The organism is Roseateles sp. (genome assembly GCF_019237615.1).
In the GTDB taxonomy this organism is placed as follows: Bacteria; Pseudomonadota; Gammaproteobacteria; order Burkholderiales; family Burkholderiaceae_C; genus Pelomonas.
The window spans coordinates 1-13,727 of sequence record NZ_JAFAGT010000065.1 but is presented as its reverse complement, the minus strand read 5'-3'; the positions used below and the strand labels follow the sequence as shown (position 1 = coordinate 13,727).

11 protein-coding genes and 1 pseudogene are annotated in these 13,727 nt (G+C 68.5%); 6 read left to right on the top strand and 6 right to left on the bottom strand.

All coding sequences use genetic code 11. The annotated features are described in order from the left end of the window. Complete coding sequence (locus tag JOY88_RS12965) at positions 1-882, bottom strand: alpha/beta fold hydrolase (RefSeq protein ID WP_524539217.1); 882 nt, start codon at positions 880-882, stop codon at positions 1-3. A 15-nt stretch (positions 883-897) separates the two neighbouring features. Continuing rightward, positions 898-3,927: a hypothetical protein gene (locus JOY88_RS12960; protein WP_293503042.1), complete on the bottom strand. Its 3,030-nt coding sequence runs from the start codon at positions 3,925-3,927 to the stop codon at positions 898-900. Positions 3,928-4,350: 423 nt separating this feature from the next. Between JOY88_RS12960 and JOY88_RS12955 the strand changes: the two genes are divergently transcribed. From JOY88_RS12955 to JOY88_RS12945, 3 genes are read left to right on the top strand one after another with little or no spacing between them, the layout of a single operon-like run. Next, entirely contained in the window at positions 4,351-5,934 is a 1,584-nt protein-coding gene (locus JOY88_RS12955) for an ABC transporter substrate-binding protein (RefSeq protein ID WP_293503041.1), read from the top strand. Then, positions 5,931-6,842 (top strand): LysR family transcriptional regulator, encoded by a 912-nt coding sequence (locus tag JOY88_RS12950; RefSeq protein WP_293503040.1) that lies wholly within the window; start codon positions 5,931-5,933, stop codon positions 6,840-6,842. The genes JOY88_RS12955 and JOY88_RS12950 overlap by 4 nt, the downstream gene beginning before the upstream one ends. After that, positions 6,839-7,450, top strand: a complete 612-nt coding sequence (locus JOY88_RS12945) for a M15 family metallopeptidase (RefSeq protein WP_293503039.1) — start codon at positions 6,839-6,841, stop codon at positions 7,448-7,450. Before JOY88_RS12950 ends, JOY88_RS12945 begins: the two co-directional genes overlap by 4 nt. A gap of 7 nt (positions 7,451-7,457) precedes the next feature. Here JOY88_RS12945 and JOY88_RS12940 read toward each other — a convergent pair. The 4 genes and pseudogenes from JOY88_RS12940 to JOY88_RS12925 all read right to left on the bottom strand — a co-directional run bounded on the left by JOY88_RS12940 (position 7,458) and on the right by JOY88_RS12925 (position 11,319). Beyond that, positions 7,458-7,835, bottom strand: a pseudogene (locus tag JOY88_RS12940) (VOC family protein). Positions 7,836-7,925: 90 nt separating this feature from the next. Further along, a complete protein-coding gene (locus JOY88_RS12935) occupies positions 7,926-9,206 on the bottom strand; it encodes a winged helix-turn-helix domain-containing protein (RefSeq protein WP_293503037.1) in 1,281 nt (426 codons plus the stop codon). A 122-nt stretch (positions 9,207-9,328) separates the two neighbouring features. Further along, on the bottom strand, positions 9,329-10,894 hold the full coding sequence (locus JOY88_RS12930) for a methyl-accepting chemotaxis protein (RefSeq protein WP_293503035.1): 1,566 nt from the start codon (positions 10,892-10,894) through the stop codon (positions 9,329-9,331). A gap of 191 nt (positions 10,895-11,085) precedes the next feature. Beyond that, on the bottom strand, positions 11,086-11,319 hold the full coding sequence (locus tag JOY88_RS12925; RefSeq protein WP_293503033.1) for a DUF1653 domain-containing protein: 234 nt from the start codon (positions 11,317-11,319) through the stop codon (positions 11,086-11,088). A gap of 76 nt (positions 11,320-11,395) precedes the next feature. On the opposite strand from JOY88_RS12925, the gene JOY88_RS12920 reads away from it, so the two are divergent. The 3 genes from JOY88_RS12920 (at position 11,396) to JOY88_RS12910 (ending at position 13,334) form a co-directional block, all read left to right on the top strand. Then, positions 11,396-12,436, top strand: coding sequence for a S66 peptidase family protein (locus JOY88_RS12920; protein ID WP_293503031.1), 1,041 nt, complete (start codon positions 11,396-11,398; stop codon positions 12,434-12,436). A gap of 331 nt (positions 12,437-12,767) precedes the next feature. Further along, on the top strand, positions 12,768-13,016 hold the full coding sequence (locus JOY88_RS12915; protein ID WP_293503029.1) for a type II toxin-antitoxin system CcdA family antitoxin: 249 nt from the start codon (positions 12,768-12,770) through the stop codon (positions 13,014-13,016). Next, a complete protein-coding gene (locus JOY88_RS12910; protein WP_293503027.1) occupies positions 13,017-13,334 on the top strand; it encodes a CcdB family protein in 318 nt (105 codons plus the stop codon). Positions 13,335-13,727: the final 393 nt, after the last annotated feature.

Genomic DNA, 13,727 nt, shown 5'->3' with positions numbered 1-13,727 from the left:
TCAATCCTTGAAAAATTCGGTCGCCTCGGCGAGCACCACCCCGGGCGCCTCCTCGGCGATGTAGTGGCCGCTGTCCACCGCTCGGCCGCTCACATGGTCGGCCACGTCCCGCCAGAGCTTCAGCGGCTCGAAGCAGCGGCCCACGACGCCCTGCGCGCCCCACAGCACATGCAGCGGCTGCGTGACACGCCGGCCCGCTGCACGGTCGGCGCGGTCATGCTCGAGGTCGATGCCGGCGCCGGCGCGGTAGTCCGCGCAGACTGCGGCTGCCGTGCCGGGGCGGCTGAAGCAGCGCTCGTACTCGGCCCAGGCCCGCCCGTCGAAGAAGTCGCCCCGCTGGCCCATGCCTTCGCGTAGATAGGCGACCGGGTCGGCCTCGATGAGCCGCTCGGGCCGCGGCGCGGGCTGGATCAGGAAGAACCAATGCCAATAGGCACGCGCGAAGGCCTCCGTCGTGCCCTCGTACATGGCAAGCGTCGGCGCGATGTCCAGCAGCATCAGCCGCGTGACGACCTGCGGATGGTCCAGCGCCAGCCGGTGCGCGACGCGCGCGCCGCGGTCGTGGGCCAGCACGGCGAAGCGTTCATGGCCCAGCGACCGCATCAACGCGACGGCGTCCAGCGCCATCTCGCGCTTGGCATAGGCGGCGCTGCCTTCGCCGGGGGGCGGGCGGTCGCTGTCGCCATAGCCGCGCAGGTCCAGCAGCACGACGCGGTGCGTCCTGGCCAGCGCCGGCGCGACGCGGTGCCACATGGCCATGGTCTGCGGATGACCGTGCAGCAACAGCAGCGGCGGCCTGCCGGTCTGTGCCGGGCCGCCCTGACGGGCAAACAGCATGACGCCGTCGCGCCGCCACGTGTGCGATGGGAAATCGGTCCACATGGGACCGATTCTGATTCAGGCCGTTCGAAGGAAGTACAGGTTGCTGCTGGAGCGGGCCAGCAGCACGAAGCCGCGCAGCGCGGGCACGTAGCGCAGCCGGTTCTGCAGGCCGGCATCGACCGTGGCCACCATCTTCACGCTCCCCGCGTCGGTGTCCAGCATGCTCATGTCCCAGACATTGCCGTCGTTGGGCGTGATCACATAGACCCGCCCGGCCGCGCTGCCCCGGCCGGCATAGAACAGGAAGCGGTCGTTGTCGACGTCGTAGTCCATCCCCGCGTACATCGGCTTCTCGGCCTCCCACTCGGTCAGCGCACTGCTGGCATTGAAGCTGACCGCGATCTGCTGCTTGCCGCCCAACGGCACTCGGCTGGCCACCATGCGCTGCGGATCGTAGCCCTGGCCGTCGCCCCATTGCAGGCAGAACAGCTGACCGCGGCGCGCGTCCACGGCCATGGGCCAGCGCACCGCGTCGCCCAGCGGGACGGTGACGAGGTCGCTCCACTGGCGATCCACGGGCGACCATTTCTTCAGGCCGTTGCTGATGACCTCCCCCGTCGCGCGGATCTGCGCCGCGCCGTAGTAGCCGGCAGGCATGTCGGCGAAGGTACCGGCGGGATCCCAGGTGTTGGTGTCGAGACTGAACGCGTCGACCTTGCCGAAGTTGTATGCGGCGCCCCAGGCCCCGCGCAGCCCGAACAGAATCAGGCGGTTCAGCTGTGGCACGAAGTGCAGCGAGCTGTAGAGGTGGCGCGACGCGGGCTTGCCGTCGGCGTAGTAGGCCACGTTGGTGGCCACCATCGTGCTCGGCGCCATCCTCTGTATCCACGCTGGCGCGTCGGACGACAGGTTGATGGAGACAACGCGGTTGTCGGAGGAGTCGTTGTGGCCGCCGGCCGCGGCGATGAGGATCTCGCTGGTGCGCTCCTCGATGGCCATGCCGCTGTAGGCATCCACCGCCGCCCCGCCGGCGCCCGCCGTGCCGGGGATCTCGAACCAGGTGTTCAGCGGCTTGCTCGCCAGCCAGGCGGGCAGCACGCGCGCCGGCGCGACGGACCACACCGGTGCCAGGTTGTAGGCGTCGCGCAAGGCCCCGTAGTTGCTGGCACTGGTCACGCGCTGGTAGGCACTGCCTGCACCCTTGACGCCATGCCGCACGGCATAGGCCATGGCCGTCATCAGGTTGCCCCACTGGGCGCGATCGCCCGGCAGGATCTCGGCGGCGAGCTTGCCCTCGGTGGTGCCGAACCAGCTGGGCTGGCTGGCGTAGGTGGCGGCATACACGGCGGCATCGTCGGCCAGCCAGGGGCCCTTGCCGCCGGCGAAATCGGGCACGCCAGCGTTGGTGATGCTCATTGTGTACGGCGCGCCGTTGACGTACCAGAAGCCGTCGGCCGTGCCCAGTCGCATGACGGCGCTGCGCGCCTTCCAGTGGAAGAAGGCCTCCAGCTTGCCGGCCGCGGCCGCCGACACCGGCAGCCCCAGGGACAGCGAGTAGCCGAAGGCGGCGGTGACGAAGTCCTGCTGCCAGGGCGCGCCGAACTGCATGTTGTTGGTGTAGCCCTCGCCGGGCTGAATCCAGCCGAAGGGGTTGTTGGGCTGGGCGACGTAGGTGCCGTGCAGGTCGTTGATGTTGTTGTGCACGCAGTCGATGAACTCGGTGCGCAGCGTCGTGTCGCTGTCGGGCGTGACGGCCAGCGCCTGCGCGAGCGTGCGCCATTGCCAGGCGCACGCTCGCGTCTGCCAGGCACCGAAGCAGGGCCGCACCAGGCCCAGCGAGCCGACGCGCAGCACGTTGTTGTCGCCCTTGCCCAGGTAGTCCAGCGTGGCCGCGAACTGCACCTGCTCCATGAAGTACCAGCGGCCGGTCAGCAGGTAGGCCATGTAGCCCACCGACGGCGCATGGGCGGCGTCCCAGATCGGCGCAATCGTGCCGGACGGCTTGGGGGTGTACTGGCTGCGGGTCGAGCCGCCGATGTCGCGCACCGGGCTGCCGTCGGCCAGACACAGGTTGGGGTATTGCGAGAAGCGCAGCGGGCGCTGCGTCTTCTCGTCGCGGTAATGGATGCCGTAGCGGCCCGCCGCGAAGCCGTTGCGAACGACGGCACCGTAGGTGGTGGGGCTGTCGCAGGTCAGGTACAGCGCATCATGCTCGGGCAGCAGGCCGATGGGCTCCTGGTAGCCGGAGCTGGTCATGCTGTCGTTGGAATAGCTGAAGTTGGCCTTGTCCAGTGGCGAAAAGGCCTGGACCAGCTTCTTGGCCACGGCCCCCGCCGGATCGACGCGGGCGCTGTAGGTCGGCACCTGCTCGGTGGCCTGCAGGTAGGCGATGTCGAGGCGCGGCGTCACACCGGGGTCATCGCCCAGCCAGTACGACAGCGCCGCACCGTTGATCAACGGCGTGCGGCAGTGGTGGGGCAGGTCGATGGTGCCCGAGAAGCGCTCACTGCCGCCCAGCTTGAAGCTGTACGCGCCCGCCTTGTTCGTCGGGGCAGCCACCATCAGGTAGCCGTTCTCCACCCAGGGCAGCACCTCCACGGCGCCGGTGGCGAACAGTCGCACCTCCAGCCAGGCCACCAGGTGGGGGTCGCTGCCCACCGGCTTGCGGTACACCCACGACGACATCTGCGGGCCGCTGGCCCAGGTCTGGAAGGGAGCGTCCCATTCGGCGTTGCCGAAGCTTGCCTTGCCGAGTTCCCCCGCGCCCACCTCGGCCGTGATCCCGGTCTTCTTCAGGTCGGCCAGGCCCAGGGGCGCCGCCGCTGCGTTCCCGGCGGCGATGCGGCTCAGCCTCACCGTCGTCAAGGTGTTGGCCGCCAGGTCCGCAATGCCGGCGATCTGGGCGAACTTCAGCGAACCGTCCGGCCAGGTCGTGCGGGGCGTGACCTGAAGGCTGGCCAGGCTGGCGCCCACGGCGCTGCCGGCCGGGATGTCGCCACGCTTGAATGCGAAACCCAGGCAAAAGGGCGCCTTGACCTGGGCTCTTGCGCTGACCAGGCTGAACTGCATCGCGCCGGTGAACAGGCCGAAGGTCGTCGCCGGCACGCTTGCTGGCGGCGGGGCGGGTGAGGGTGTCGGCGCCGGGGGTGGAGGCGTGGTGGGCAGCATGATCGAGCCGTCGGGCTGAGCTGTGGGCAGTTCGGCCACAGCCGCCGCGCCACCTCCACAGCCGACCAGCGGCAAGGAGCCGCTGAGAGCAGCGGAATACTGGAGAAATTTGCGGCGTTTCGGGTCGATCATGACAAAGGGATCCTCGCAGCGGGCGTTGCTGCAGTTCGGTACTACGGGAGAGCCTGGCGGCCGAGGTGATTCTGGCGCGGGCGCTTGAAATGACCGTCGCTAAACGTTACGAACTAGGGGGGTCACAATGTATGAGTTTTGGTTATGCCTTCTGGCCGCCCGCCCCCTTGTCGTCACCGGCCCGACTACAAACAATCCCTGCCCGTTCCCGCTATGAAATCGCCCGTGATGAAGTCCTTCTCCATCGCCCTGCTGAGCCTACTGGCCTGGGCTGCTGCGCCAGCGGCCCAGGCCCAGAGCAAGCCGCTGATCTACTGCGCCGACGCCAGCCCCGAGGGCTTCGATCCCGGCATGTGGGACAGTGCCAGCACCAATGCCGTCAGCAACCAGCTGTTCAACGGGCTGCTGGGCTTCAACCGGCCCTCGACCGAGCTGGCGCCCAAGCTGGCCACGAGCTGGGAGATCTCCCCCGACGCCAAGAGCTTCACCTTCAAGCTGCGCGAGGGCGTGAAGTTCCAAAGCACGCCCTGGTTCAAGCCGACGCGGGACTTCAATGCCGATGACGTGCTGTTCACCTTCGGCCGCTTCATCGACCCCAACCTCCCCTTCAACAAGGCCTTCCCGGTCAACTTCGTCTATCCGCAGAACCTCGGCCTGGCCAAGCTGATCGAGGGCATAGACAAGATCGACGACCGAACAATTCGTTTCCGGCTCCGCCAGCCCAACGTGACCTTCGTCGCGAACTTCGCCTTCGCCTGGGCGAGCATCCAGTCCGCCGAGTACGCGACCCAGTTGCTGAAGGCCGGCAAGGCCTCCCAGATCAATGTGCTGCCGGTCGGCACGGGCCCCTACCGCTTCAAGAGCTATGCCAAGGACGACGTGCTGCGCATGGAGGCCAACCCCGACTACTGGGGCGGCAAGCAGCGCACAGCGATGCTGATCTTCAGCATCAGCCGCGAGCCCAACGTGCGCGTGCAGAAGATCGCCGCCGGCGAGTGCCATGTGACGTCGCCGCTGCGCGACGTGGACGTGACCTCGCTGGCCCGCAACGACAAGGTCAACATCGAGAAGATCCAGGCGCTGAACATCTCCTACCTGAGCTTCAACCTGAAGAAGCCGCCCACCGACAAGCGCGAGGTGCGCGAGGCGCTGGACATCGCCATCGACCGCAACGCCATCTTCAAGGCGCTGTTCGCGCGCGGCGATGCGATGCAGGCCGTCAGCGCCTTCCCGCCAGCCGTGCCGGGATACAACAAGAAGCTGAAGAACGAGTTCGACCCCGTCAGGGCCAAGGCCTTGCTGGCCAAGGCCGGCTATCCGAACGGCTTCGAGATCGACCTGTGGGCCCTGCCCGTGCAGCGCCCCACCAACCCCAACGGCCAGCTGATGGCCCAGCTCATCCAGCAGGACTGGGCCAAGATCGGCGTCAAGGCCAGCATCAAGACCTACGAGTGGGGCGAGTACCTCAAGCGCGCCAACAACGGCGAGCACAACGTCTACATGAGCGGCTGGAGCGGCGAGACCGGTGACGCCGACGAGTTCCTGACGCCCAACCTGAGCTGCGCCGCGAACAAGAACGGCATCAAGTTCTGCAACGCCCAGTTCGAGAAGCTCATCGACGAGGCCCGCGCGACGCCCGACCAAGCCAAGCGCAACGCCCTCTACGAGAAGGCGCAGGAGATCTTCAAGCACGAGCGCCCCTGGATCACGATGGCGCATTCCACGGTCTACATCCCCATCCGCAAGGACGTCGTCGGCTTCAAGATGGCCCCCAACGGCTCGGTGGACTTCGAAGGCGTCTACCGGAAATGAGGCTGCGCCATATCGAGGTCTTCCACGCCATCATGCAGGCCGGCACCATCAGCGGTGCGGCCCAGTTGCTGCACATCTCGCAGCCCGCCGTGACCAAGGTGCTGCAGCACTGCGAACTGCAGCTGGGCATGGCGCTCTTCGACCGCGTGCGCGGCAAGCTCTACCCCACGCCCGAGGCCCAGCGCCTGTTCGTCGAGATCGACAAGCTCAACCGCGACCTCGTCGGCATCCGCCGGCTGGCAGCCAACCTGAAGAGCGGCGAAAGCGAGCAGGTGCGGCTGGTGGCCACGCCGGCACTCGCGATGGCCATCGTGCCGGCCGCGATGACGCCCTGGTGCAAGGCCTACCCCAACGCCAACTGCACGCTGGCCACGCACCATACGCGCGAGATCGTCTCCGCGCTGCTGCTTGGCGAAGCCGACCTGGCGCTGTCGCTGCAGGACCCGCGCCACCCCGGCATCAAGGCCGAGGCCATCGCCAGCGGCACCATGGTGGCGCTGTGCCCGCTGAACAGCCCCGAGGCCAAGGGCGAAGGCCCGCTGGGCCTGGCCGACATCCGCACAGAGATCGTCGGCCTGCAGAGCGACGATCCGCTGGCCGGCCTGCTCCACCACGCCGGCGAGGCACTGGGCCAGCCGCTGGCCAGCCGCATCAGCGTGCAGACCTACCAGCTCGCTCGCGCCCTCGTCGAGGCCGGCGTCGGCATGACCATGGTGGACCCCTTCACTGCCGCCAGCGCGGACCCCACCCGGGTTCGCGTGCGCTCCCTGTCACCGGCCGTGCCCGTGCAGCTCTATCTGCTCAGCGCCGCCAGCGCACCGCTGGGCCAGGCCGCGCGCCGCCTCGTCAAATTCATCACTGCCGCCGCCCACGAGCATCTGGCCCGATTGCCGCGACCCTTGCCTTGAACACCCTGAACATCGAAGACATTGCCAGCCATCCGGACTTCCGGCGCCTGGCCACGCTGCAGCACGGTATCGCCGTGGACCTGCGCTACGCGAGCGCCGACAACTTCGTCGGTCACGCCGTCTACGACGGCATCGATTGCCACTGGCTGCGCCGCGAGGCCGCCGGCGCACTGGAGAAGGCCGCTGCCTGGCTGCACGAGCACCGCCCTGGCTACCGGCTGATGGTGCTGGACGCGTTGCGCCCCCAGCGCGTGCAGCAGCGCCTGTGGGACGAATTGCAGGGCACGCCGCTGACCATGTACCTCGCTCCCCCTGAGCGCGGCTCCATCCACAGCTACGGCATGGCCGTGGACCTGACGCTGCTCGACCCGGCGGGCCGCGAGGTCGACATGGGCAGCGGCTTCGACGAGATGACGCTGGCCTCCCACCCCGACCACGAGGTCGAGCACCTGGCGCTGGGCGTGCTCGGGCCCGAGCACCTGGTCGAGCGCGGCTGGCTGCGCGCGGCCATGCGCGAAGCGGGCTTTCAGGGCATCGCCACCGAATGGTGGCACTTCGACTTCGGCGACCGCGTGGCGGTGCGGCGCGATCTGCCGCGGGTGCTGTGACCGTGGATCAGGCCTCGGGCGCGTGGCACACCGCTTCGAGGTTGTGCCCGTCCGGCCCGATGACGAAGGCGGCGTCGTAGTTGGCGTGCTACCTCGGGCGCAGGCCCGGTGCGTCGTTGTCCTGGGCGCCCGCCGCCAGCGCCGCGCGATGGAAGGCGTCGACATGCCGGCGGCTCTCGGCCGCGAAGGCGATGTGGAGATGCGCCGGCCTCTCCAGGGTCTGGAAGATGCACAGCGACACCTTGCCGTCGGGATGGCACAGCTCGGCGCCGCATGACGGCGCGCCTTCCCCGACCAGCACGACGCCCAGCGGCTCGAGCGCCAGGAGGAGGAAAGCCTTGCTGGCGGCGTAGTCGCTGACGCCGAATTTGACGTGGTCGAACATGGAGGCGCCTGAGTGATGGCAGCCCGCACGAGGCTGCCATCGCAGTGGCGCAGTTTGCCGGCCCGCCCCGATCGGCCGGCGCGCATGTGTTCAGGGCCGGCCCGGCGCGGCGCGCCACTTGAACAGCGCCTGCAGCCGCTGCACGCCGGGGTGGTCCGCCAGTACTTGCAGCGGCGCATTCAGCAGCAGCGGCAGCAGCCCGCAGCGCGTCTCGAACGCCGCCTCGACCAGGCCCGCCGCGCGGTCCAGCTGGCCCAGCACTGCCAGCGCCGGCGCGAACAGCACATGGCTGGCGGCGCCGGCCTGCTCGCCGCCCAGCGCCGCGTCTATCAGGGCCAGCGCCAGCTCGGCCTCGCCGCAACGCGCCAGCACATAGGGCTGGGTGGCGCGCACGTAGGACGGCGCGTCGGCGCGCGCCAGCAGCTGCAGCGAAAGTCCGGCCAGCTCCGGGTCGGGCCGATGGCCGGCGCGAAGCAGCAGGCGCTGGCCGATGGCGATGGCGCTGTCCGGATGGTCCAGCTCGGCGCGCGATGCCTCGCGCAGCGCCGCCTCGACCTGGCCGGCATAGCCCAGCGCGCGCGACAGCATCACGCGCGGGTAGACGGCGAACGGGCGCAGCGCCACCGCGCGGCGCAGCACCTCCACCGCCTCGCCGCTGCGGCCCGTGGCCAGCAAATGCCAGCCGAACAGCGGCAGCAGCTCGGCGTCGTCGGGCTGCTCGCGGTAGGCCGCGCGGAAAAGCTGCTCGGCGTCGCCGAAGCGCCAGTCCATGTCGGCCAGCCAGGCCCGCGCGGTGCGCAGGCCGCTGGCGCCGGCATCGTGGCGTTCCGCGGCGTCCAGTTCGGCCCGGGCCTCGGCCACCGTCACGCCCAGCTCCGCACCCATGCCCCAGCCCACCGCCGTGCCGATGATGGCCGCCAGCGACACACGGGCCGGCACGTACTCGGGGTAGGCGGTCGAGATGGCGCGCAGCACGGTCAGCGCGCGTCCCATCGTCCGCGGCGTGCCGTGCTGGGCCAGCTCCCAGGCATGCAGATAGGCCTCGACGACGTCCGGCGACGCCTTGACGACGGCCTGCAGGCGGCTGTGCACGGCGACGGCGGGCTCGGGCTGCACGATGCGGTAGCCGAAGCCGTAGACGGACTCGATCTTCACGTCGGGCAGCGCGCGGCGCAGCTGGCTGATGCAACGCGCCAGGCTGTCGTCGGACACGGCCGAACCGCCCCAGGCGTACTGGACGATGTCGGCCTTGCTGACTGCCAAGGGCTGGGCCCGGATCATCAGCGCCAGCACCGCGCTTTCCTTGGGGGGCAGGAACAGCGGTGCATCCTGCCAGGTGGGTAGGCCGTCCGGCGTCAGGTCCAGGCCCATGGCGCGTCGTCGTCCCGAGTCGCGAATGCCATCTGCGCCCGCAAGACGGACGCCTGCCACCAACTCTAGTCCAACGCGACGCCGGCATCCCCCCCGGCTCAGGGCGGGGCCTTCCCCGGCGCTCAGGCCGCGGCCCGCGCCGTATCGACGCGGAACACCGACACCGCCTCGGTCAGCAGCCGGGCCTGCTGGTTCAGGCTGTCCGCAGCGGCCGCGCTTTCCTCGACGAGGGCAGCGTTCTGCTGCGTGACCTGGTCGAGCTGCATGATGGCGTCGCCAACCTGGCCTATACCCTGGGACTGCTCGTTGCTGGCCGCGCCGATCTCGCCCATCAGGTCGCTGACGCGACGCACCTGGGCCAGGATCTCCGACATCGTGCGACCAGCGGCGTCCACCAGGCCGCTGCCCTGCTCCACCGTCGCGACGCTCTGGCCGATCAGCACCTTGATCTCCTTGGCCGCGTCGGCCGAGCGGCTGGCCAGTGCGCGCACCTCGGCGGCCACTACCGCGAAGCCGCGGCCCTGCTCGCCGGCGCGTGCCGCCTCCACGGCGGCGTTCAGCGCCAGGATGTTGGTCTGGAAGGCGATGCCGTCGATGACGCCGATGATGTCGGCGATCTTCTTCGAGCTGTCCGACACGCGGCCCATCATCTCGACGACCTGGCCGACCACCTCGCCGCCCTGCGACGCCACGGTCGAGGCGGTGGCGGACAGCTGCGTGGCCTGGCGCGCCGTATCGGCGTTCTGTTGCACGGTGACGGTCAGTTGCTCCATGGACGCGGCGGTCTGCTGCAGATTGGAGGCCTGCTCCTCGGTGCGCTGCGACAAGTCGGCATTGCCGCTGGCGATCTGCGAGGAGCCGGTGGCAATGGAGTCGGAGCTGGTGCGCACGCGCTCGATCAGCCGCGTCAGGCTGCCCGTCATGTCCTGCAGCGCCTGCATGAGCTGGCCGGTCTCGTCGCGGCTGTTCGCGACGATGCGGCGCGTGAGGTCGCCGGAGGCGACGCTGCGGGCGACCTCGACGGCCTCCTGCAGCGAGCGCGAGATCAGGCGAGCCACGCCCAGCGCCAGCACCATGCCCAGACCGATGCAGGCGACGATCAGCGCAACGATCCAGCCGCGCGCACGGTCGTAGAGCACGTCGCCCAGGCGGTTTGCCTCGTCGGCTCCGGCCTCGTTGACCTTCACGATCTGCTGGATGCGCGCCTCCATCGCGTTGTAGTTTTCTCGCGCTGGACCGCGCAGCAGCGCCATGGCCTCGTCGTTCTTGAACGCGTTGGAAAGCGCCAGCACGCGCGCGTGCTCGCCCAGGTAGATGTCGACCAGCGTGGAGAACTCGGCGTAAGCCTTCTTCTCTTCGGGCAGCGACGGCGTGGCCTCGTAAGTCTTGCGGTCCGCGGCGAGCTTGGCGAGCAGGCCGGCCATCGTGTCCTCGTAACCCTTCTTCATCTGCAAGTCGCCGGCCAGCACATGCTGCAACGAGTAGGAGCGGATGCGGGCCAGGTCGAAGCGGATGTCGCCGGTGGCCTTGATGGTCGGCAGCCAGTTCGTGGCCAGGTCCGTGGCGGTCTGGTTCACGCGCGCCAGTTCGATGACGGAGAACGTGCCCAGACCGGCGGTCAGCAGCAGCACGGCGATGAACGAAACCACCAGCTTGGTGGCGATCTTCAAGTCATAAAACCACTTCATGAAACGGGTCCTGGGCTGGGTTCCGGCACCAGCCGGCCCATGGGGCTACGGCGGCGGCAATGCCAGCCATCGTAGGAACGCGGACCCTTCGAAATCCTGATGAAAAGCCGATGATGGCCAGAGCACCCGCGGGTGCTCGTGACTTTGTGCCGGCCGGCCCTGGCCTCCCGTCCTGGGAGGCGCCCGCCGTGTCAGCCGATGCGCTCGAAGCGCGGCCGCACGACACCGTCGACCTCCAACGTGCCGGTGAACATGTCGAATGGCCTGACCCACCAGCCGCTGTCGTTGTAGAGCGGCCGGTAGACGACCATGGCCTCCAGGGTCTCGCTGTGGCGGGCGACGGCAAGCACTTCGTACTCGCCGCCCTTGTAGTGACGGTAGCGACCGGGCGCGAGGGTCGGCAGCGCAGGCAGGTTGTCGTTCATGCATGGATTGGAATACATCGGCCGCACCGCCCGCGCGGTGCCTGGAGAGAATGGCCGCTTCACTGCAGGACTGCCCATGACGACCTCCCGCCGCCACCTTCTGCAACTCGGCAGCGCCGCCGGCCTGCTGGCTGCCGCCCGCCCCGCACCGGCGGCCGCCGGCGGCGGCGCGCTGCTGGCGCCACGCCTGCGCCCGGGCGACACGCTGGGCCTGGTCAGCCCGGCCAACGCGACCTTCGAGCGCGAGCCGCTGAAGATCGCCACCGAGTCGCTGCAGGCGCTAGGTTTCAAGGTCAAGCCCGGCCCCAACGTCGCCGCACGACGCGGGCCCTTCGCCGGCACCGACGCCCAGCGCGCCGCAGACGTGAACGCGATGTTCGCCGACGACTCGGTGGCCGGCATCATCGCGATGACCGGCGGCTCGGGCTGCAACCGCATCGTCGACAAGCTCGACTACGAACTGATCCGCCGCCGCCCCAAGTTCTTCGGTGGCTTCAGCGACCTGACCTGCCTGGTCAACGCCCTGCACCGCCAGACCGGCCTCGTCGCCTTCCACAGCCCGGTGGCCGTGTCGGAGTGGAACGACTACTCGGTGCAAAGCTTCAAGGCAATCGTCATGAACGCCGAGGCCGCCGTGCTGCGCAACCCCGTCGTGCGTCCGGCCGACGACCTCGTCGTGCGCGAGGAACGCATCTCCACGATGCGCGCCGGCAAGGCTCAGGGCAGACTCGTCGGCGGCAACCTGACGGTGCTGGCCTCGCTTGCCGGCACGCCCTACTTCCCCGACTGCCGCGGCGCCATCCTCTTCCTCGAGGACATCAACGAGTACATCTACCGCATCGACCGCTGCCTCTCGACGCTGCGCCTGACCGGCGCGCTGAGCCAGTTGGCCGGCGTGGTGCTGGGCCGCTTCACCAAGTGCGAGCCCGGCGAGGGCTACGGCGCGCTGACGCTGGACGAAGTGTTCGACGACTACTTCCTGCCGCTCAACGTGCCCGTCTATCGCGGCGCCGCCATCGGCCACATCAAGCGCAAGCTGACTGTGCCGGTCGGCGCGATGGCGGAGATGGATGCGGATGCCGGGGTCATCCGCCTGCTGGCACCGGCAGTCGGCTAAGCAGGCCGGGGGCGTGACACGAGTCGCGTCAGCTGCGGCTCACGGCCTGCCTTAGAACCGCTTGAGACTCCTGTGCGGATTTGCACCGCAAGGCGGTGAGCTGTCGGCTATCGACCCTGAGCTGTCGCTCGGACTTGCCAGGTTGCCTGCCTGAAGGCTGTCGCTGGACGGACTGCGGCCCCAATTCGCGCGTTCGCCATGGCGCTAAGGTGCAAGCGCCGCTGGCACACGCCATTCCCATCGATGGTGACTGGACAGCACTCTTGCCTGAGCTGTGGGCCATGCGCATAATATATGCGCATCATGTTGTGCGCATCAATCGGGAATCGTCATGCCTGCTTCTTCATCGCTTGACCGTTCGGCAAAGCGCGCCGTCAACCTGACGCTAAGTGTCGACACGCTGGCCGCCGCCAAGGCCCTAAACCTGAATGTGTCATCGCTCTGTGACGCTCACCTGCGTGAGGTGGTGCGTCAAGAACAAGAACGACGTTGGCGTGCCGAACACGCAGAGTTTGTCGGTGCCTACAACGCCACCGTCGAGGCCGAAGGACTTCCACTGGACGCATGGAGGGCGTTTTAAGTGGCGCGATTCGACGTCTTCCGCAATGCTGGGCCACATGCCGCTTCGACTCCATTCTTGGTCGACGTCCAGATCAACCTGCTCGATGGACTCGAAACCAGTGTTGTCATTCCCCTGCGGCGCTTGGACCGTTTTGTCGTGGAGAAGCTACCGGCCCAACTATGCCCAGTCTTCGAAATCGAAGGCCTGAGCTGTCTACTCGAAACCCCAAAGATGGCGGCCGTTCCACGTCGCTTTCTCAAAGAGCGCGTGACCTCGCTCGCTAGGGAGCAGCACCGAGTTATGGGAGCACTGGACTTTCTGTTCCAGGGATACTGAGCCGGCCTGTCAGGTAACCCGCGCCAAGTCTGCCGAGACATCGACGGATAGAACAGCCTTCAGCCGCGCTTGAAGCGCTGTGGCTGACACGCCAGCGAACGCCGAGTCCAAGGCGGCGCGAAGTGTTGGCGTCGCATGCCGTCCCAAAAGCAGGTTCGCTGCGAAGCGCGTCGGCACCAACTTGACAGGGAGCACCCCTGCCAGGACCTTGAGCATCGATAGAGCTGGGTGCGGTTGCGCGCGAAAGCGCCCCGGCGGCCACCCAAACTCCCCCACTGATGGCCACCCCAAATTCCCCCACCCCGGCGCCGTCGCGATGACGAGCTGAGGTCGCCGCACGCGGCGCCGGGCTGACCCGGCAGGACGTTACTTTGCGCCCCCTCTGAAGCCGAG